Origin of the sequence: Saccharopolyspora gloriosae, assembly GCF_022828475.1 — a bacterium.
GTDB classification, from domain to species: domain Bacteria; phylum Actinomycetota; class Actinomycetes; order Mycobacteriales; family Pseudonocardiaceae; genus Saccharopolyspora_C; species Saccharopolyspora_C gloriosae_A.
The window spans coordinates 2,083,356-2,103,690 of record NZ_CP059557.1 but is presented as its reverse complement, the minus strand read 5'-3'; the positions used below and the strand labels follow the sequence as shown (position 1 = coordinate 2,103,690).

The 20,335-nt window shown below is 65.5% G+C and carries 17 protein-coding genes and 1 pseudogene; 4 read left to right on the top strand and 14 right to left on the bottom strand.

Annotated elements, in window-relative coordinates:
• Positions 1 to 21 precede the first annotated feature (21 nt).
• From sbnB to H2Q94_RS08865, 3 genes are all read left to right on the top strand, one after another.
• Positions 22 to 1,056, top strand: a complete 1,035-nt coding sequence (gene sbnB, locus H2Q94_RS08875; protein ID WP_243793878.1) for a 2,3-diaminopropionate biosynthesis protein SbnB — start codon at positions 22 to 24, stop codon at positions 1,054 to 1,056.
• A 160-nt stretch (positions 1,057 to 1,216) separates the two neighbouring features.
• Positions 1,217 to 2,191, top strand: a complete 975-nt coding sequence (sbnA, locus tag H2Q94_RS08870) for a 2,3-diaminopropionate biosynthesis protein SbnA (RefSeq protein WP_243793877.1) — start codon at positions 1,217 to 1,219, stop codon at positions 2,189 to 2,191.
• A 434-nt stretch (positions 2,192 to 2,625) separates the two neighbouring features.
• Positions 2,626 to 3,828, top strand: a complete 1,203-nt coding sequence (locus H2Q94_RS08865) for an IS110 family RNA-guided transposase (RefSeq protein ID WP_243793876.1) — start codon at positions 2,626 to 2,628, stop codon at positions 3,826 to 3,828.
• A 147-nt stretch (positions 3,829 to 3,975) separates the two neighbouring features.
• On the opposite strand, the pseudogene H2Q94_RS08860 reads toward H2Q94_RS08865, so the two are convergent.
• From H2Q94_RS08860 to H2Q94_RS08840, 5 genes and pseudogenes are all read right to left on the bottom strand, one after another.
• A pseudogene (locus H2Q94_RS08860) lies at positions 3,976 to 4,500 on the bottom strand (transposase); the annotation flags it as partial.
• Positions 4,490 to 4,639, bottom strand: coding sequence for a hypothetical protein (locus tag H2Q94_RS08855; RefSeq protein ID WP_243796059.1), 150 nt, complete (start codon positions 4,637 to 4,639; stop codon positions 4,490 to 4,492). The gene H2Q94_RS08855 and the pseudogene H2Q94_RS08860, both read right to left, overlap by 11 nt.
• Positions 4,640 to 5,010: 371 nt before the next feature.
• Positions 5,011 to 6,189, bottom strand: coding sequence for a UDP-galactopyranose mutase (gene glf, locus H2Q94_RS08850; RefSeq protein WP_243793875.1), 1,179 nt, complete (start codon positions 6,187 to 6,189; stop codon positions 5,011 to 5,013).
• A 334-nt stretch (positions 6,190 to 6,523) separates the two neighbouring features.
• Entirely contained in the window at positions 6,524 to 8,416 is a 1,893-nt protein-coding gene (locus H2Q94_RS08845; RefSeq protein WP_243793874.1) for a RiPP maturation radical SAM C-methyltransferase, read from the bottom strand.
• A gap of 189 nt (positions 8,417 to 8,605) precedes the next feature.
• Positions 8,606 to 9,319, bottom strand: a complete 714-nt coding sequence (locus tag H2Q94_RS08840; RefSeq protein ID WP_243793873.1) for a cytochrome P450 — start codon at positions 9,317 to 9,319, stop codon at positions 8,606 to 8,608.
• An 88-nt stretch (positions 9,320 to 9,407) separates the two neighbouring features.
• Between H2Q94_RS08840 and H2Q94_RS08835 the strand changes: the two genes are divergently transcribed.
• Positions 9,408 to 10,013 carry a hypothetical protein gene (locus H2Q94_RS08835; RefSeq protein ID WP_243793872.1) on the top strand — a complete coding sequence of 202 codons (606 nt, stop codon included), beginning with the start codon at positions 9,408 to 9,410 and terminating at the stop codon, positions 10,011 to 10,013.
• A 2,003-nt stretch (positions 10,014 to 12,016) separates the two neighbouring features.
• Here the strand turns inward: H2Q94_RS08835 and H2Q94_RS08830 are convergent.
• From H2Q94_RS08830 to H2Q94_RS08790, 9 genes are all read right to left on the bottom strand, one after another.
• Positions 12,017 to 13,012, bottom strand: coding sequence for an aldo/keto reductase (locus H2Q94_RS08830; RefSeq protein ID WP_258718672.1), 996 nt, complete (start codon positions 13,010 to 13,012; stop codon positions 12,017 to 12,019).
• 141 nt (positions 13,013 to 13,153) lie between these two features.
• Positions 13,154 to 14,326, bottom strand: coding sequence for an MFS transporter (locus H2Q94_RS08825; protein WP_243793871.1), 1,173 nt, complete (start codon positions 14,324 to 14,326; stop codon positions 13,154 to 13,156).
• A 221-nt stretch (positions 14,327 to 14,547) separates the two neighbouring features.
• Positions 14,548 to 16,230: a GH3 family acyl-acid amido synthetase gene (locus H2Q94_RS08820; RefSeq protein ID WP_243793870.1), complete on the bottom strand. Its 1,683-nt coding sequence runs from the start codon at positions 16,228 to 16,230 to the stop codon at positions 14,548 to 14,550.
• Entirely contained in the window at positions 16,227 to 16,859 is a 633-nt protein-coding gene (locus H2Q94_RS08815; RefSeq protein WP_243793869.1) for a hypothetical protein, read from the bottom strand. The genes H2Q94_RS08820 and H2Q94_RS08815 overlap by 4 nt, the downstream gene beginning before the upstream one ends.
• The gene (locus H2Q94_RS08810; RefSeq protein ID WP_243793868.1) at positions 16,856 to 17,551 is read right to left on the bottom strand and encodes an HAD family hydrolase; all 696 of its coding nucleotides are present in this window, start codon (positions 17,549 to 17,551) and stop codon (positions 16,856 to 16,858) included. Before H2Q94_RS08810 ends, H2Q94_RS08815 begins: the two co-directional genes overlap by 4 nt.
• 79 nt (positions 17,552 to 17,630) lie before the next feature.
• Positions 17,631 to 18,392, bottom strand: coding sequence for an AfsA-related hotdog domain-containing protein (locus H2Q94_RS08805; RefSeq protein WP_243793867.1), 762 nt, complete (start codon positions 18,390 to 18,392; stop codon positions 17,631 to 17,633).
• A gap of 75 nt (positions 18,393 to 18,467) precedes the next feature.
• Positions 18,468 to 18,686 (bottom strand): tautomerase family protein, encoded by a 219-nt coding sequence (locus tag H2Q94_RS08800; RefSeq protein ID WP_243793866.1) that lies wholly within the window; start codon positions 18,684 to 18,686, stop codon positions 18,468 to 18,470.
• A 41-nt stretch (positions 18,687 to 18,727) separates the two neighbouring features.
• Positions 18,728 to 19,621 (bottom strand): hypothetical protein, encoded by an 894-nt coding sequence (locus tag H2Q94_RS08795; RefSeq protein WP_243793865.1) that lies wholly within the window; start codon positions 19,619 to 19,621, stop codon positions 18,728 to 18,730.
• Positions 19,614 to 20,234, bottom strand: a complete 621-nt coding sequence (locus tag H2Q94_RS08790; protein WP_243793864.1) for a hypothetical protein — start codon at positions 20,232 to 20,234, stop codon at positions 19,614 to 19,616. Before H2Q94_RS08790 ends, H2Q94_RS08795 begins: the two co-directional genes overlap by 8 nt.
• Positions 20,235 to 20,335 lie beyond the last annotated feature (101 nt).

The window sequence follows — 20,335 nt, the reverse complement described above, 5'->3', positions numbered from 1 at the left end:
ACTAGACCCGAGCGGAGCAACATGTCTGAATCAGCCAACGTCCCAGCGTTCACGGTGATCTCCGGGGCCCAGGTGCAGGACGCCCTGGACGGGCAGCAGAAGCAGGTCGTGGACATCGTCGAGCAGGCCTACCGCTTGCACGGCGCGGCCCGGACGGTCAACCCGCCGTCGTACTTCCTGCGCTTCCCCGACAGGCCCAACTCCCGGATCATCGCGCTTCCCGCCGCGCTCGGCGGCGATTCGGCGGTGGACGGGATCAAGTGGATCTCCAGCTTCCCGGACAACGTCGCGGCGGGCATCCCGCGCGCGTCGGCGGTGCTGGTGCTCAACAACCACGACACCGGATATCCGTTCGCCTGCCTGGAGAGCTCGGTCATCAGCGCCACTCGCACCGCGGCGTCGGCCGCGCTGGCCGCCGACCATCTCAGCCGGAACCAGGGCCGACCGCGCCGGATCGGCTTCATCGGCGTCGGCCTCATCGCTCGCTACATCCACAAGTACCTCCAGGCCACCGACTGGACCTTCGACGAGATCGGCGTCCACGACCTGTCCACCGAGCACGCCGACGGCTTCAAGTCCTATTTGGACCGGGTCGAGGACGGGCCGGCCATCACCGTGCACGACAGCGCCGAATCGCTGATCCGCTCCGCCGACCTCGTGGTGTTCGCGACGGTCGCCGGTACGCCGCACGTGCACGACCCGGCGTGGTTCGAGCACAACCCGCTGGTGCTGAACGTGTCCCTGCGCGACCTGTCCCCGGAGATCATCCTGTCGTCGGTGAACGTCGTCGACGACGTGGAGCACTGCCTGAAGGCCGACACCTCCCCGCACCTCGCCGAACAGCGGGCCGGCAACCGGGACTTCCTGGACGGCACGATCAACGACGTGCTCGCCGGTGACCTGAAAATGCCGAGTGACCGGCCGGTGGTGTTCTCCCCGTTCGGCCTCGGCGTGCTCGACCTGGCGGTGGGCAAGTACATCTACGACGAGGTCACCGCCCACGGCAACCCCACCGTGGTGCCCGACTTCTTCTCGGAACTCCGCCGCTACGGCTGAGGCCAACCGGATACCGGTCGTGCGGACCTCGCAGCCCCGCACGACCGGTTCTCCCCCACCACCCACCAGCAAGAAAACGGCGCCCCCGGCCCGCACCGCCGAACGCGCCGGCCCGCGCACCCGCTAGAAGGTTCGTTTCGGACAAGACGGAGACAGCTCGGTGCCCATCATCTCGCAGCCGCACGAATTCAACGAAGACGACCTCTACGTCGACCTCCGGCCCTCCGTCGGCGTCCCGCTGTACCTCAAGTGCGAGGGGTTCAACTTCGCCGGCTCCATCAAGCTCAAGGCCGCCGAATCGATGATCGCCGCCGCGGAGCGCTCCGGTGCGCTGCGCCCGGACTCGATCCTGGTGGAGTCGTCGTCCGGCAACCTCGGGGTGGCGCTGAGCGTGCTCGCGGCCAGCAAGGGCTACCCGTTCGTGTGCGTGACCGACTCGCGGTGCAACCTCGCGACCAAACAGCTGATGGAAACCCTCGGTTCCCAGGTGCACACCATCACCGAACCCGCCTCCGACGGCGGCTACCTGGCAGCCCGCATCACCCACGTGCGCGAGCTCTGCGAGGACGACGACCGGTACGTGTGGCTGAACCAGTACGCCAACCCGGACAACTGGTCGGCCCACTACCGCACCACCGCGCCGTCGATAGACCGCTCTTTCCCCACCCTCGACGTGCTTTTCGTGGGCGCAGGCACCACGGGAACACTGATGGGCTGCGCCCGCTACTTCAAGCGGTTCCGCCCGAGCGTGCGCGTCGTCGCGATCGACGCGGTCGGCTCGGTCACCTTCGGCGGCCCGTCGGCACCGCGGATGATCCCCGGACTCGGCACCGGAGTCAGCCCAGCTCTGCTCGACGAGTCCTTCGTGGACGACGTGGTGCTGGTCGAGGAGATTGACACGGTACGCACCTGCCACCTACTGGCCCGCCGGGGCTTCCTGTTCGGCGGCTCCACCGGCACCGCGATCAGCGGCGCCACCCAATGGCTCGAGACCAACGACGTGGGCCCGAACGTCACGGCGGTGACCATCGCCCCGGACCTCGGCGAGCGCTACCTCGACTCGCTCTACCAACCCAGCTGGGTCCAGCAGGTCTACCACCTCGACCCCGCCGACGAGCTGGCAGCTCAAGGCTGACCCCGCCACAACGCGCTAGCGGCAACGAATTCATCGCCGCGATCGTGGCTTGTGGCACTTCACCCGCTCCATGACCGTCGGGATAGGTGGAGCAGGATCACATATCCGGTGGCGCGTTCCACGAGCGCGCCGGTCGCGGAGTGATGCTGCGGGCCGGCGATCAGATCGCCTTCCTTACGTTTCAGGAGTGGGTGATGTCGGGGCCGTCGTAGGGTCCTGATCGCTCTCCTTGGGACAGGCGGGTATGGCTTCAGATCGCCCTGCCGATCCGGTCGCTGGTGTGGCCGGTGACGGCTTACTGGGAATGGCCGCCCGCCTGTCCTGCCGGTGGCTCGACCGCTCATTGAGACTCGCGCGAACGGATCGTTGGGTAAGGACGTGCCGGCGTGGCTGCCGCGCAAGGAGACCCCTTCGGTTGTGAGGTGAGGAGTCAGATGGCGGCATTGTGGGCAGGGGTCGACACCGGCAAGCGGACGCACCATTGCGTGGTGATCGACGGCGCGGGGCGCGTGTTGCTGTCTCGACGCGTGACCAACACCGAGGCTGCGCTGTTGCAGCTGATCGCCACCGTCCTGGAGATGGCCGATGGAGACGACGTCGTCTGGGCGACGGATCTGAACTCCGGTGGCGCTGCGCTGCTGATCGCATTGCTGGCCGACCGGAATCAACAGCTGCTCTACCTTCCCGGCAGGATCGTTCACCATGCCGCAGCGACCTACCGAGGCGACAGCAAGACTGACTCCAAGGACGCCCGGATCATCGCCGACCAGGCCCGGATGCGCACCGACCTGCAACCCGTGCGCGGCGGTGACCAGATCAGTACCGACCTGCGGTTGTTGACCGCGCGACGCACGGACCTGATCTTCGACAGGGTCCGGGCGAGCAACCGGCTGCGGGCCACGCTGCTGGAGTACTTCCCGGCGCTGGAAGCGGCGTTCGACTACTCGAAGAAGGCGCCACTGATCCTCGTCGCCGGGTACCAGACGCCAGACGGCCTCCGGCGAATCGGCACAACGCGCTTGACGGCCTGGCTGCAGAAGCGCGGCACGCGCAATGCGGCGAACGTCGCGGCCAAGGCTGTCGAGGCGGCCCACGCTCAGCTGACGGTGCTCGCGACCCAGACGGTCGGTGCCAGGCTAGTCGCGCGGCTGGCCGAGCAGATCATGGCGATTGACGTCGACGTCTCCCAGCTGGACGCCGAGATCGAGGAGTGCTTTGCCCAGCACCCTGAGGCGCCGATCCTGCTGAGCATGCCCGGATTCGGTGTCGTACTTGCCGCGACGTTCCTGGCCAACACCGGTGGTGACCTCACGGCGTTCGAGACCGTCGACCGCCTCGCTTCGGTCGCCGGGCTCGCACCAGCCCCACGCGACTCAGGCCGGATCAGCGGCAACCACCACCGCTCGCGCCGGTTCAACCGGCGTCTCATGCGAACCTGCTACCTCGCCGCGCTCTCGAGTCTGAAGAACAGCCCGGCATCCCGGACGTTCTATGAGCGCAAACGCGCCGAAGGTAAGTCCCACAAACAAGCCGTCATCGCGCTCGCCAGACGACGCACCAACACGATCTGGGCCATGCTCTGCGACCGCACCTTCTACCAGGAACCCATACCGCCGACGCTCGCCACCACGGCTTGACACAGTCATTGAGATTCCCAATGCCCGGAAACCTTCCGATCTTCCACCTCTGCTGGACGCTCGCTGACATTGATCACGCCCGCGATCCTCCCGCGGCGGTCTTGTCAATTGGTTTGTGTAAATTGGTTTTGGTTGGTCAGTTGAAGTGGGTTCGACCCGTTCGGGGAGGCGCAGGGCCAGTACGCCGAGTTCTTGTCTCCGGCCGAGGACGAGGCCTCCTTCGACCAGGCGGGCGAGGGCGTTACGTGGGCGTGGGGGAAGTCCGCGTTGTTTGGCGCGACCTCGGGCGCGTTTGTCTTCGATGTCGCGGATAGCCAGCCACAACAGCTTGATCACGGCGTGTCGGAGGGAAATGCCCCCGATTCTTGATGATCTTGCGGACCTCGGATGAAAACGCCAGGAACGAAATGAACTGTTCCCAAGCGTTTTCCCTGTTCTTGACCACCGCTGAGTACTTACATCCCAGGTCGGATTCGACGAAGGCAAGCAGCTCGGTCTCGGCTGCATCGGCGGTGGGCGGTGTAGATGGGTTTGAGTACGGCGGCGACCTTCTAGCGGTCGCCGTAGGGCACAAAGCGCAATCGCCGCCCACATCAGATGCACGGTGCAGGTCTGCACCGTAGATTGGGGTCAGGTGGCCTCCGGCAGCCCGGGCAAGCCGTCACACCAGACGGGTCGACCAGTGCGTATCCTGGCCGGTTTTTCTTCCAATGTCTTGGTCACGACCTGCTCCGCATTCGTCGCTGATCACCCGCAGACGCCCCAGCCGCGGCTCATCCGACAATCCGCCCAGGCGGTGCTCGACCGCCATCTCGACACCGTGCCGCGAGCGACGCACCCAGATCCGCAGCGACCTGCCCGATCGCGCCGCCCGCGACATACCGCAACACGGCCCGCGCCCGAACCACCAACACCTGCGTAGATTTCCGGCGGCGCCCCCCAGCCCGCCAGCACCTGTCATTCGTCGTCTAACAACACCACCGGTTCAACATTCGGACTCGACATACCGCACCGTATCAGCTAACGACGAACTAACAATTCGCGGGCGCTGAATCCCAAAGGGAACGGCGACAACGTCTCGTTGCAACAACCGCACCCAGAAATGTTCCTTCTATATTGAGCCCTGATCTTCAGCGAGTCACATCCCTATCCAGTAGGCACTTCCACTGTCACGTCAATCTCTCAAACACTAAAGGCTTGACCTTCAGCAAAAAAGGGAACAACTTTATTCTCGAACATACTCAGAGCGGACCCGATCGCCATATGCATATCCAAATATTGGTAGGTTCCAAGACGGCCGCCAAACAATACCTGACGCTCCACAGCCTCGCGCCGCGCCAAAGATCGATAACGTTCCAGCTTAGCGCGATCCTCGGACGTGTTAATCGGATAATAAGGCTCGTCTTCCTTGTCAGCAAACCGCGAGTATTCTCGAACGATCACCGTCTTGTCTGCGGGATAGTGGCGCTCCGGATGAAAGTGGCGAAACTCGTGTACACGAGTGTAGGGCACTTCTTCTGAAGCATAGTTCATCACAGAGGTGCCTTGAAAGTCGGTAATCGGCAAGATTTCGGACTCGAAGTCCAAAGTGCGCCAACTCAGCCATCCCTCGCAGTGGTCGAAGTACCGATCCAACGGCCCGGTGTAAACGATCGGAGTACGCGGTGGAATCTCGTCACGAACGTCGAAGAAGTCCGTTGATAGCCGAATGTCAATATTGGGATGATCAGCCATCCTCTTCAGCCAAGCGGTGTAGCCATTTACAGGCAGTCCCTCATAAGTGTCACTGAAGTAACGGTTGTTGAAATCGAACCGAACCGGAAGCCGGGAAACAATCGAAGCGGGCAAATCCCGAGGGTCAGTTTGCCACTGCTTGGCAGTGTAACCACGGAAAAACGCATCGTAAAGCGGCCGCCCGATCAAGGCGATGCCCTTCTCTTCGTGGCTTGCTGCAAGCTTAGGGTCGGCGATCTCGCTGGCCTGCTCCGCGATCAACTGACGAGCTTCGGCCGGCGTAAAGTAGCGGCCAAAGAACTGGGAGATGGTGGCCAGATTGATCGGCATCGGGTAGGCCTGACCACGATGAATAGTGAAGACTCGGTGCTGGTAGTTTGTGAAATCGGTGAACTGGTTGACATACTCCCACACCCGCCTGTTGCTTGTGTGGAACAGGTGCGCGCCATAGCGATGGACCTCAATGCCGGTCTCAGGCTCGGCTTCAGAATACGCGTTGCCTCCGATGTGACTACGGCGCTCCAACACCAGCACACGCTTGTCGAGCTGCGTGGCGGTGCGCTCAGCTATAGTCAACCCAAAGAATCCAGAACCGACTACGACCAGATCGTACTCTGCATTAGTCACGGTGTGCAACTCTACTACTCCCGGTTGTACACGGACACACTGGTACCGCTAGAGCGTGTCGAAGACCTTGTTGTCTGCACGCGAGTCAGCGGGGCTTGACTGCTGAGTTTGTCTTGGCCATCCCACCGGGACCTTGGCTAACCCGACTCCGGTCGCCCGCCGACTCGCGGGCATGTTTACAGCAATCAGCGCACCTACGCGTCGAAGCCGTCCATGACGTTGCCCAGAACAGCAGTGCGCCGTAATCGTGCAGCAGGAGCGCAGTTCAAGCAGGCCCATCGAGTGCACTCCGTCACGTTAAGAAGCACCCCTCGACGTCTCTGGCCTGTCCTGCTTACCGGTCCACTTCCCCAAGCAGCGGCAGCAGGAGGCGTTGCCCAGCGGCCGGAGGGTCGTCGGACTCGTTGTCGACGGAATCGTTGGCGTCGACAAGGACGAGACTGAGCACACGACCATCCTCCTCAAAGAGAAAACCGCGTTCGGTCATCCAGTCGAGTCGTGCGGCCGCGTCGGCATCGTCGGACAACATCGTGCGGCGACGCGGCGATGACAGTTGGTGCAGCAGCCGGACGGTCGGCTCCTCCACAGGATGATCGGCTGTTGTGCCGTCGCGCGAATCACGGATCGACCAGCCCATCTCGGACGACCCGATCAGGCGCAACTCACGCGGTGTCGCGCCGTCGCCCAACCGCGCGTCCCGCCAGTTATCCACCAGCGCACGCAACCTGTCGTACCAGGCGATCGACTGCCTCATGTACGGGGCGAAGCTATGGTCAGCGAAGAAGTAGGCGAGCTGAGCCAGCGCCGCAGTATCGAACGGGTAGGTCAGCGCGTAGTAGTCCATAGGGCGGAGATCGAGTCCGTAGTCGTCCCGCATCGTGAAGTAAGGGCTGAACCTGTCGAACCGCACGGTATATACCGCGCTGGGTGGGGACAGGTGGGTCAACAGCGGAATGATCCGTTCGTAGGTCTGATAGACCGACTCCTCCTCGCCGGGGAAGCCGATCAGGAGATTCCAATCTGGGTTGATGCCGAACTCCACGCAACTCTTGAGGAACTGGAGGTTCTGGAATGCAGTGGTTCCCTTGCGCATCAGTTTCAGCGTGGAGGTGGCCAGCGCTTCGATGCCTGGCTGGACCGCAGTCACCGCTCCCGACGCCATCCGGGCCAGGTCCTTGCGGCTTAACGGCAACTTCACCTCGTAGAAGATCGACGTCCCCGGCGGCGGGTCGAGGGCCGCGAACACTTCTTTCGGGTAGTGCCGAGGCATTACGTTGTCGGTACAGAACAACTTTGGATAATCCGACGCGAAACCGAAAAGCCATTTGAACTGGTCGATGGCTGCCTCTGGCGCCATCGCTCGATAGCCCATGCTCTGTCCGTTGAGACCGCAGAACGTGCAGTGCGAGCGTTCGCCCCACCAGCATCCCCTAGACGTCTCGAAGAAGAGCATGGGCTCGCTCGAACCGGTGCGGCGCAGGTCCGGGTGGTCGTCCAACGCGTTCAGAAAACTCGCATAGTCGGGCCGAATCAGGTCGTTGATGTCGTGATCCCGCCCGACCGCGGCGGCGAATTTGGGGTCATGGCAGTTGCGCCGGGACACCACGCCTGGGATGGCGTCGGCGGCCTCCGGTCGCCCATCCAGCACGTGCCGCATGAACTCGGTGAACGTGTCCAGCGCAGGACCGGAAAACACGAAGTCCACGGCGGGCACGTGTTCGGCGATGACGGAGCCCATCGGGGCTTCGCAGTTGGCGCCGCCAATCACCACGATCGCGTTCGGGTTGTGGTCCTTGATCAGCCGAGCGGCGGCCAGACAGGGCACGTGCTGGGCAAACATCGAACTGAAGCCGACGACATCAGCATCGAAGACGTGGTGGCAATCCAGCAGGTCTGTGAGGAATTGGCGCAGTCCTGAACGAAGTTCGAGGATCCGCTCTCGGAACGCCGTCCAGCGCTGTCCGCGGTAGAACCGCCGGAAATACTCCGCCGCGTTGTCCGACGCGTCCGGAAAGGCGATCTGACGGAACAACCAGTCGCCGAGACCGGTGTTCACATGGTCGGCGGAGACGGAGATCGACTCATAGAGTGGTGCGCCGATATACTGCGCGATGTCCTGGTTGAGATAGTGGACATCCGCCGAAACCGCATCATCGAAGCGCTGGTTCAGCAGCGTGGCAAGTTGACTCAACGCAAACGATGGCCGATTCCAGTCAGCAAAAGGCATATTAACAAATCCTACGCGCAACGCAATCACCTCAATAATCGAAATAGTTCCACGGAAAAATCCCCCAAAAGAGGAAACTGCGACCACAACGACGGGGGTTCTTGTGTTCTCGTTTCAGCACCGCACACTGGGATCGGGTGAGATTTCCGATCTTCTTTGCGCTGTGCCGGTGGATCAGCGCGGAGCGGTTCATCGGTCGGATCCCGTCGGCTGTGCCGCACGGTGCTGCGCCAGCCCTGCGGTATCCGGCATCAACCGGACCGGAAGGCTACTGATGCCGGTCAGGAAGTTGGAGTGGATCCGCTGGATCGGACCGGCGATGTCGAAACCGGTAGCGAAATCGCGCAGTGCAGACAGCATTTCGGCTACCTCCACTTTGGCCAGGTACGCGCCCAGGCAGTAGTGCGGGCCGTGACCGAAGGCCAGATGCTTGTTGGGTGCTCGGGCCAAGTCGAACGTGTTGGGCTCAGCGAATACCCGCTCGTCCCGGTTCGCCGAGCTGTGCCACAACGTGACGATGTCGTCCGCGCGGATCATGCGGCCGTGCAGCTCGACGTCGCGCACCGCGCGGCGGCCGAAGTGCATGGTGGGACTCGCCCACCGCAGCACCTCCTCGACGGCCGTGTCCACGTCGACCTGCCGGCCCTTCAAACACGCCCACTGGTCGTCCTCGTTGGCGAGTGTGTGCACCGCGTCGATCATCGACAGCCGGCTGGTCTCGTCGCCGCCAATGATCAGGCTGTAGCAGTTGAGGACGATGTCGTCGTCGGAGAGCAGCTCGCCATCGATGCGGCTAGTGGCCAGCACGCTGATCACGTCCTCGCTTGGGTTGCGGCGGCGCTGCTCGCAGAGCTCCCCGAAGTACAGCAGGATCTCGTTGCGGGCCGGGGGCACGTACAGCATCGTCACAGCGCTGTTCCGGCCGTGAGCTGCGACTATCGGCACGGTTCACCATCGCTCGTCGGCGGCGCGCCCAGGCTGGTGACCTGGGATGACCACCACCCGCGACACTGTCCTGCGTTCGTTGACAGTGATCATTGGAACTGTCGTCGCACTGACATTCCTGTTCGGATTCGGCAACGTCCTTGGCCTGGGCCTGAGGCTCGGAGTGCCGCCGTACGTGGCACCACTGGTTGCGCCCGCCGTCGATCTGTCCGTTCTTGGCTTGCTGGTCGGTACCCGGCACTTGGCCCTCCACGGAGCAACCCCGGACCAACTGCGTCCCGCCCAACGTTTGTTGATGTTTGCCAGCATTGTCACTCTGGCCCTAAACGTGGCCGAACCAGTGTGCGCTGGCCAGTTCGGCAAAGCCGCCTTCGACGCAGTCGGACCACTGTTGCTAATCGGGTGGGCAGAGGTCGGCCCCAACTTGCTGCAGGCGATTTATGAGATCTCCGAGCACCCTCAGCATGACCAGTCCCTCGATGCTGAATCACAATCAGCAGTGGAACCAACGCGCCCTTCTCACGAGAACGGCCCTACTGATCACAACGACGACGACACCGTCGCCGTACTCTCAGAGACCGAAGATGCAGGGGGCCCGCTCCTGGCTGCGGCCTGCCGTTTGGACACCGAGCACTGGGCGAAACACCAGTGACCGATCTCCGCCGAGGTCCTCCGACGCGAACTTCGCATCGGCGCTGAACCTGCGCGCAAGCTGACTCGCGACCTTCGAAGTCGCTACCAAACAACCACGCTACCCACCCCCGTCTAACTGGCGTCCACACAAATGCATCCGAACCGGCATGAGGTAGCCAGGTGATCGAAGCCCTTCGCCGGGTATCTTCTGCCAGGTCGCCCCATACCGCGCCGTGCGCACGCGCCTGGCACTGAACACAAACTCATGCCTTGAGATCCACCCCACTACTGGGGGTCAAGGGGTCGTGGGTTCGAATCCCGCCGTCCCGACGGTCACGAAAGCCCGCTGATCTAGCACGAAAGTGCAGGTCAGCGGGCTTTTTGATGTTGCGGTGTCGATCTCGTAGTGGATCTCCCCGGACCGGCTGTGCCGATTTTTGGGAGGATTTCGTCCGCGCCCGCGAAATGGGGTCGCGCAGTGGGAGGATTCCCTGGCCACCCAGTCAGGTGATCTTCACAACAACGCCCACACCCGCCTACGCCGCCGCACTGCGAACCGAGAGCCCAAGAACCCGACGACCAAGCTCCACGCCGGCCCGCGATCCGGAGTGAATGAAAACCAGACCTTCTCGAGATAAACCACCAGGTCAAGAAGTGTCGGCCCCGCGCACGCGGGGATGGATCCGGTCGACCGAGCGCGCCCGGCGCCGCCGGACGGTCGGCCCCGCGCACGCGGGGATGGATCGGCCATGGAGGGGCTGAAGCTGTTCGTCGATCAGTCGACCCGCGCACCCCGGGGTGGTTCCCGTCGGCCGCCATCACGAAAACCAACACGCAACCCGGGCAACACAAAAACCAAGCCGATTCTCGGGAGAACATCACGCATCGCCTTTTAGGATCACGGCCGAACGCGTCGGCTCGCAGACCACCGCTCTGTCGGCCAATGACCTCGAGTGACCTCTACCGTGTCAAGGTAGCTGTCGACATCGCCCTGACCTGCACAGAAGTAACTTCAGCAGGTGGCGGTGCAGCTCAGAGACACCCCCACCCGTTCAGCGCGGTTCAGTGCACTTAGCGCCTCCCAATTTCCTCCCATACGCCGCCTCCCACCAGGCGGTTTGCCGCACAGCTTGAACACGAGCCTTGTCAATTCGCCCATTTGCGACACTGGGGCACCTTCACTCAGTCGCAGATCACCGATCGTGTCGGCTCCATGCCCCGCTCGAATGGACCAGTGCGCTCAGTGCACGAATCTAAGTCTCAGACTGCTGTGGTCGGTGGCAACCGAGTTGGACGACCACGGCCGGGTCGGCCACATGGGACTTCCTCTCACGAGGTAGCCGAGAGAGGCGCGGGGCGGCTCCGTACGGATCTGAAACGTCGGCAAATCCTCAGCTGGTGACCACTGTTGTCAGGTGGTCGGGCTGAGGCTGCCTAGCATGCAGGCGAACTTCGGGACTGATGCTTTTCGTCATCGCCGTACTCTTCTCCCTCGTCGTCGCTATCGCCGCACCGTTCCTCGTCTGTGTGGCAAAGGAGCGCCACCTGGGTGCCGTGACCGCCGGAGCCGGCGCCTTCGTCGCCACGATGACTCTGGCGCTGGGCTCCCTCTCGCTGCACCCCCGGTAGGGGCGCTTCGCCGCGCTGATGATGCACAGGTGGGGCGTGCCCTTTGGGCACGCCCCACTGTTGTTCCCGGTGCGAAATGGGCGCCGGGCGGTGTCAGTTGGCCCGGAGGGTCCAGCGTCAAAGGGGACGGGCGGTCTTCCTGCCGCATCGTGTACGGCTTCGTCGGTTCCGCACGGGGTACAGATCGGTACATCGCGATGGGTGGTGATCCGTGGGGGTGCCTGTTGAGTCGGCACGGAGCGCGATGCCAGTGTTGCCGCTGGTCCGTTTCTCCGTGCCGCTCGCCGAAGTCGGCATGTGTTGATTGCCTCTACTCATCTCTCTCGGGGCAGGGGCCCCGCCCCCCGGGTCGGCCCCTGTGGGGGCAGTGTTCGGCAAATCGGGGCCAATGCGTCAGGTGTTCAGAAGGCGCATGGCCGTCTCCGCGTAGCGCGCTCCGGACACCTCGGTGCCCGCCAGCGCGCTGCCCAGTTCGCGCAACTGCCCAGCGGTGAGCGCGACACCGGCGGCTGCCACGTTCTCCTCGAGGTAGGCCTGGCGCTTGGTCCCGGGAATCGGGACCAGGTCCCCGTCCTGGGCCAGCAGCCAGGCCAGGGCCAGTTGGACGGGGGTGCAGCCGATCCCGGCCGCCACCTCCCGGACCCGCTCCACCAGCACCAGGTTCCGCTTCAGGTTCTCGCCCTGGAACCGTGGGTCGCTCCGCCGGTAGTCGTCCTCTGCCAGATCGTCCAGGTCGGTCAGGGCACCGGTCAGGAATCCACGGCCGACCGGTGCGTACGGGACGACGCCGATACCGAGTTCGCGGGCCGCGGGCAGCACCGACTCCTCCAGGCCGCGTTCCCACAGCGAGTACTCGCTCTGCAGTGCGGCAATGGGATGCACCGTGTGCGCACGGCGCAGGGTGTCGGCGTTGACCTCGGACAGCCCGAGGTGGCGGACCTTCCCTGCCTGCACCAGTTCCGCCATCGCGCCCACAGTGTCCTCGATCGGGACCTCGGGGTTGCGGCGGTGCAGGTAGTAGAGGTCGATGTGGTCGGCGCCGAGCCGGGACAGCGAGGCGTCGCAGGCCTGTCGGGCGTACTCCGGGGTGGAATCGATCACCGCGCCTCCGGCAGTGCCGCCGGGGCCGACCGAGCGGATGCCGAACTTGGTGGCCACCACGGCCTCGGAGCGCCGGGCGCCCAGCACGCGGGCGAGGAGTTCCTCGTTGTGTCCGGAGCCGTAGGCGTCCGAGGTGTCGAAGAAGGTGACGCCCAGGTCGAGGGCGTGGTGCAGGGTGGCGAGGGAGGTCTCCTCGTCCCGGGGGCCGTAGAAGGCGGACATCCCCATGCAGCCCAGGCCGACCGCCGAGACGCGGAGGCCGCCCGAGCCGAGTGTGCGCTGATCCACTGATGTACTCCTCTGATCCGGTCTGATCCGGGCCTCGGACCAGACCTCGCGCCAAACGTCTGTCAGGGCTTCAGACCGGACGTCGATGTGCGGTTGGGATATTTGCGGGTGCTGCTGCGGCGGTCCGAGGCGCCGGAGACGTCATTCCGCTCCCGCCCGTTCCCGATTGCGGCCGGAGAGCAGCAGCACCCCCAGCGCACCGGCCACCAGCACAGTGGCGATGCCGGTGAGGGTGCGCGGGCCCCCCGGGGTGTCCACGATCAGCCCGCCGAGCAGCGAACCCACGGCGATGGCCCCGTTGAAGGCGGCCACGTAGAGCGAGGAGGCGGCGTCCGACTCCTCCTTGGCCAACTGCAGTATCCAGGTCTGCAATCCGACCGGGACCGCAGCGTAGGCCAGCCCCCAGAGCAGTACCAGCGTCACTGCCGCTCCGGGGAAGCCGCCGAACGCCCAGAGCAGTGCCATGACCGCGATCATCACGCCGAGGGCTCCCAACAATGCACCGTGCACCGTGCGGTTGACCAGGGCGCCACCGAGGAAGTTGCCGACGATCCCGGCCGCTCCGAAGATCAATAGCAGCACTGCGACGGTACCGGAGGCAATGCCGGTGACCCGCTCCAGGAACGGCGTGATGTAGGTGAATGCCAGGAAGTGGCCGACCATCACCAGTCCGGTGACGGTGACGGCGGTGCGCAGTTGGCCGTTACGCAGTACCCGGAACAGCGTGCCCAGCCTGCCGTGCCCCTGCGCGGGCAGCTGGGGCATCGTGAGCATCAGCGCCACCAGCACCAGGAATCCGACCGCGGAAACGGCCAGGAATGCCGTGTGCCAGCCCGCATGCTGGCCCAGCATGGTGCCCAGCGGTACCCCGAGCACCGCGGCGAGCGAGATACCGGACAGCACGATGGAAGTGGCGCGCACTGCGTGCTGGGACGGCACCAAGCGCACCGCGATGGCCGCCGCGATGGACCAGAAGACGCCGTGCGCCAGCGCCACCACCAGCCGAGCCAGGAGCAGCACCGCGTAGCTCCCGGCCACCGAGGCCAGGACGTTGCCGACGATGTAGAGCACCAGCAGCCCTGCCATCAGCACCTTGCGGTCGATGCTGCCGCAAAGGATGGTCAGCGGCGCCGCGGTCACCGCGGCGAGCAGGCCGAAACCGGTGACCAGGAAGCCGGCGGTGCCGACCGAAACGTCCACTCCCCCGGCGATGGACGGCAGCAGCCCGACCGGTACCAGTTCAGTGGTGACAAACGAGAACACGCCGAAGGCCAGCGCGACGACCGCGGTCCAGGCCCGGGCCGGCGAAACCACCTGGGCCTCATCAGCGTCAGGTCGGGCGGAAGTCGGCGCCGGCTCTGCCGAGCCACCGGCCGCGGTCTCCGGCGCGGCCGCCGAAGGGCCCTGCGGAGTCGTCATAGAGAGGTCTCTCCTCTTGTGCTTGCTGGGAGTTGTACGGGGTCGTACAGGTCGGAAAGGTTCTTGCGGGGGCGGCCAGAGGTGCTCCGGACGCCCGCGGGAGCAGCATGTCGGCGTCAGCCGTCCGCCGTGCCGGTCAGCCGCCGCCACAGTGCGTCGTCCTGCCGGAACAGCCGGTCCTTCACCTGGGTCGGCCGAATTCCCGTGCCGACTGCCGTGTGCCAGTCGCGGGCGAACGCCTCGCGGTCCAGCAACCAAACCGCCGGCCTCCCCAGCCGGCCGGCGCCCCGGGCATGGCTGTACTCGGCGGACTCGGTGGCAAGGGCGCGGTCCAGATCGGCGGTGAAGCGAGTGGTCTCCTGCTGATTCCAGGGGCTGCCGGGCGCGATCGCGAAGACGTACCGACGGGTGTCGTCGGTGTCCGGCTCGACCCGGCACGACACGTTGCGCAGGCCGAGTCCGCCGGAGCCCAGAGCGGTGTGCAGGGCCCGTACGACCTGGGCGTCCCGCAGCCGCTCTCCTGCCGCGTCGAAGCGCACCCCGCGGCCCGCGTACTCCACGCGAGGCACCCCGCCGACCCGGTCGACTACCCGGACCACGTCGCCGACGGCGTACCGGTAGAGCCCGCCGACGTGGCTGAAGACCACGTGATAGTCCCGGCCGGTCTCGATCTCGTGCGGTAGAAGGGTCGCGCTGCCGGGGGCGAGGTCCTGGTCGGCGGGCACGAACTCGTACACTGCCGCCGACGTGACGAGGCTGCCGGCGGAGGCGTGCCGGTCCAGCGCCACGCCAGTCGGGCCCTCGGACGCGGCCACCGGCGCGGGCAGCACGGTGACATCGTTGCCGAACTCCCCGCGCAGCGCGGGGAGGTAGAGCGAGGCGACGCCGGTGGTCCAGCAGAACAGTGCGCGCAGCCGGGGCCACACATGTGAGGGGCGCACGGTTCCGAAGTACTCGGCGAGTCGCTCCAGCTGGTCCGCCCGCCCGGGGTCGGGCGCCTGGTGGGGCAGACCGCCCAGCGTTCCGTCGCGGACCTCCTTCACGATCCGCGGCCACCACAGGGTCAGCTGGTACGGCACTGCGGCGATCATCGCGGGGTTGATGCCGATCAGGCACCGCAGATCGCTCTGCACCGCCAGCCGCAGCCGCAGGTAGGCGCGTTCGAGGTGGTCGCCGGGGTCCGTGGGCACGGGCAGGACGGCCCAGGGCGCTCCGGTGCCGGGTTCGGCGGAGAGGGGTTCGCCGAACCGGGCGCCGAAGTCAACTTGGCTGGCGCCCACATGGGGGCGGCCGTCGGCCGTGGTGGGCGGGGCGGTGAGCGGGTCGTGCTTGAGGTTGAGCACGGCGTCGGGCCGCTCAAGCACTTCGGGGAAGTGCTCGATGAGCGGAGCCCAGGCCGCGAAATAGAACGGCATGAAGGTGGTGCTCATGAAACGCGGAGTGACGGGCACTTTCTTGTGTGCTCCGGTGCTGCCGCTACTGGTGAAGTAGACCTCGGGCGCCTCGGCCGTGAGCAGGTCCCGTTCGCCGGCGGCGGTCCGCTCGATCAGCGGGGCGTGGGTGGCGTAGTCCTGCAGCGGGACGGCGGCACGGAAGTCGTCCATCGTGGCGATCCGGGCGAACCCGTGCCGTCGGCCGAACTCGGTGTCGGCATTGAAGGCCAACAGGTCGGCGAGAACCCGTGCCTGGGTGCCTCTCATGTCCTTGTGCTCGGCGGTGAGCCGCTCGCGCGCGGCGTACACGCGCTCGCGGTAGCGGTCGGCGTGGCCGGGGGTGTGCCATACGGAGGAGGCGTTCATGAGGTGAGCACCTCCCGTACGCGCTCGACGGCGCGTTCGACGCTGGGCTGTTCCGGCAGCTTGGTCACCGGAAGGTCGCGCACTTCTTCCAGCAGCAGCTTGCGCAGATCCTCCTGATACCGCTCGAATCCGGTCTTGTCACCCTCGTCGCCTTCGTACTCAAGGGAGTTGAGGCTCGCTCCGTCGCCACGTCGCCGCCAGGCGGACGACGGTGAGACATCGAGGTAGACCACCCGGTCCGGCTGCGGGAACGTACGCCACCAGTCGTACATCAGGGTGTCCCGGACCCCTGCGATCCGGCACTTCGCGAGGATCTTGTAGTAGTACGAGTCCACGAGCAGCGGCACCCGCGGGTCCCGCCCGTGCACCTGGTCCCTCAGATGCACTACGGCCGTCTGGAGCACGCTGGCCAGGAAGTCCGCCGAGTAGGCGGTGCCGAGGCCGGGCAGCAGGTGCTCCTGGAGGTCGCGGCGGAGCCGGGTGACCAGGCTGTGCTCGGGGGCGACGAAGGTGCTGTCCGTCGACACTAGCCGCCACTCGGGCAGCAGCCCGGCGAGGCGGCGCATCACCGATGACTTGCCGGCTCCATCGGGGCCGAGCAGCACGAAGAACGGACGCCCGGCCGTCATGCCTTGACGCCTTTGACGCGTTCGGCCAGTCGCTCTCGCAACTCCTCGTCCTCCCCCACGGCTACGGGGTGTCCCACGAGTTCCAACATCGGCAGGTCGGAAACGTGGTCGCCGTAGGCCCAACAGTCACGTGGGTCGACGTCGGGACGGGACTCCAGCTTCCCCAGTACGGCGGCACGTTTGCCCGCGCCGATGACCGGAGTCTCGACCTCTCCGGTGTAGCGGCCGTCGGCGACGAGCGGGCGGGTGCAGAGGACGGCGTCGGCGCCTACCTCGCGCGCGAGGGGCTCCAGGAGCGGCGGGAAGGAACCGGAGACGAGGACGACGGTCGCACCGCCTGCGCGGTGAGCGGTCAGGGCTTCTCTGGTCTGCTCGATGTAGAAGCCCCGGCCGGACGCGGTGCGTTCGGAGAACCAGTCCTCGGCGAGCCTGCCGATCGTCTCCACCGACTCGTCGGCGTAGTGGCCGTAGTAGAAGCGGTTGATGTCCGCACGGGGGGTGCCGTCGTCGGCACGGCGGCGGACCACCGCCATGATCCGCTCGTACTCCTCCACCCCAGCCACCCCATGCCGGCTCACCAGCTGGTAATGGAGGAAGTCGAACATGCTCTTGACGGTGATCAGGGTCTCGTCGACGTCACTGAAGACCAGGTAGGGGCGGCCCGCATCCGGCGTGCGGCTGACATCTGACATATAAGAGGCTCCTTCTTGATGCCGACCGGTGGTCCGATGCGCACCCGGGCCACCATTTGTCCCTCGGTACAAACCTCGATCACGTGATACGAACCTCGGCCGACGCCGGTTCCTTCGCCGCCATGAACGCCGCGGTGTTCTGCAGGGACCGTTCGGCCGCCCGGGTCTCTTTGGCGTGGGAGACCTGGGTGTCGAAGGCGGTGAACCGGACCTCCGTCTCCGCTGTCTCCGATCCGCTCTGGAGCACGGCGAGTTCGCAGGAGAACGTCGTACGGGTGCGGTGCGGCGAGCGGCGCGAGAGGACTTTGCACCGGACGATCGCGGGCAGCGGGAAGAGGAAGTTACGGTAGCGGGTGGCGAAGGTGTCGATCACGAAGTAACTGTTGCCGACCGCCGTCTGGGCCAGGTAATGCTGCTCGGCCACGGCGATGAACATCTGCCGCTCAGCCTCCATGACCAGCATGCCCTGCATGTGCTGACCGGTGAGATGGTCGGACATCATCTCGTTGCCGGAGTCCACCAGCAGGTCCGACTCGAACGAGCCGGGGCCGGTAGGGCGGGGCAGGGAGATCAGCACGTTCTCAGCCCGGTGCTTATGCACGATCTCCCGCCCGGCGCGGTGACGCAGCAACTGGTCGTCGATGACGACCACGTCAGTGAGGCCGTGCCGAGCCAGCGTGTCACGTACGAACTGGACCTCGAATTCGGACACCCCCTGCCCGAGCGTCACCTGGGCCGCGCCGGTGCGGCCGGGGAACACTCCTTTCCTGATCTGCCCGGCGAGCTGAGAGACCGTCAGAATGCCCTTGTGTGCGGCGAATTCGCCGAAGACGTCGCCCACGAGGAAGAGAGTGTCTGGTTCGGCTTCGGTGTGGCGGGGGGGCTCATGCGTCTCGGAGCACACGGCGAACACCTCTCACTCTGAGAGTCGGCGGCTCAGTTGCGGAAACTTGGGATCGCTGCCCAGGGCACCGCCCTCCGCCCAGCGGTTGCGAGGCACCTCCTGGATGTAGACGGTGATCTTGTCCAAGGGGGCTCCTGTGACACGCCGGACGGTTCGGGTCAGCTCCTCCATGAGTTCCTGTGCCTGGGCGTCGTCCTGACCGTCCCAGGTGGTGACGGAGATGATGGGCATCGGTCTCTCCTGTTCTGAACTTCGGTGGGGTGCACGGCAAATCAGGACCGCGGAGGGGCGGTGGTACGCAGGTTCTGGAAGGACGCGCCGCGCAGCTTGAGGTGGGCGTGGATGTCGCCGCCGAGGCCGAATTCGCCGATGGCGCCGCCGTAGCTGCGCTGGTAGCTCATCCACAGCACGACCACGTTGATGATCCGGTTGGCCCCGGGCAGCTCGGGGTCCGGGAACGGGTTCGGCATGGTCGCGTGGTACCGGCCGTTCCCGTCAGCGTCGGTGACGAAGACGTTCGGCACTCCGAGCGGGCCCGGCCGCGTCGGCCCAGCAGGGTCCAGGTCGTGTGCGCGCAGCGACATCACGGTGTAAACGCTGTTCGGGACGAGCCGGGTGAAGTCGAAGCCGAACGTCCCCCAGTGGCCGTCGGACGTGACCCCGACCTCCAGGGTGCCGCTCGCGCTCATCCAGGCGCCGAAGGTCACAGGGGCGGTGACCTTGGGTCCGTCCTGGGGGCGCAGGTCCGGAATGGGCACCTCGTGGAAGGCGTGGCTGGGCCGCTTGACCCGGTCGGCCTCCGGCAGCTGCTCCGGTGCGAACACCATGGGGTAGTTGTTGCACGGCAAGGGCAGCGGAAGCGTGTACAGGACGCGGTCCTTGTCGGCCCCTTCGGGGTCGGGGTCCAGTTCCCGTACCACGGTGTACGGGGCGAGCGTGCCGAACTCGGGCAGCGGACTGTCGGGGGAGACGGCAGCCGCACCCCACTCGGGCCGGGTCGTGCCGGCCGGGGTGGTCCGGTTGATCATCCCGACCACCACGAAGTTGCCGTCGGTGTCCATCACTTCGCTCGGCGGGTAGAGCGGGCCCTGTGTGGTGAGGCTGAGGTCGTGCGTCTCCGTGACGCCTGGGGTCGCAATCCAGGGGGCCGTGGCGGTCTCAGACACCGGCACGCTTGTAGACGCGGGTGTACAGACCGCTCTCGCCGCCGACGATGAATCGGTCGCCAGCCTGCTGGACGATGTCCTGGTACTCGGCGGAAGTGAAGACCTTCTGGTACTCCTCCGGTTCGCAGTCGAAACCCGTCACGAACATCACGCCGGGCTGGGTACTGAGCAGCGTGTGGTACGCCAGGAACGTGGTGACCGGCTCGGCGCGGCGAACGACGTCGAAGATGGTGTTCTCGCGCCACTCGCGGTAGGCCGTGTACTCTGTCGGCTTGACCTCGATGTAGCGCAGTTGGACGTACGGCGTCAGGGGCAGCGGGTCGGCGGTGTCCTTGGGCGCCTCGACGAACTCCAGGAGCTGGCGACGGAAGTCGCTGACAAGGTCCGCCGAGACGGCATCCCACAGCCTCCGCCAGCCGGCCGATAACGCATCCAGCTTGGCGTAGTCCTTGACGGGTGTGATCTCGAGAATGTTGTCATCCTCCGCGCTGCGGAACAGGGCGCGGCCGGCCAGCGATTCCTTGTCGTTCAGTTCACTCCAGCGGGCCAGCACCTCGTCCGCCTTGCCGGGAGCGACGCCGACTTCGTTGAGAACGAGCAGAGTGGCAGACATCTTAATTCCTCTCGGCTAACTTTGAATGAAATGCGTGTGGCGTCACAACCGTTGCGATGCCAGCACACGGATCGCTACATAGAATGGCGAGAATGCATGGC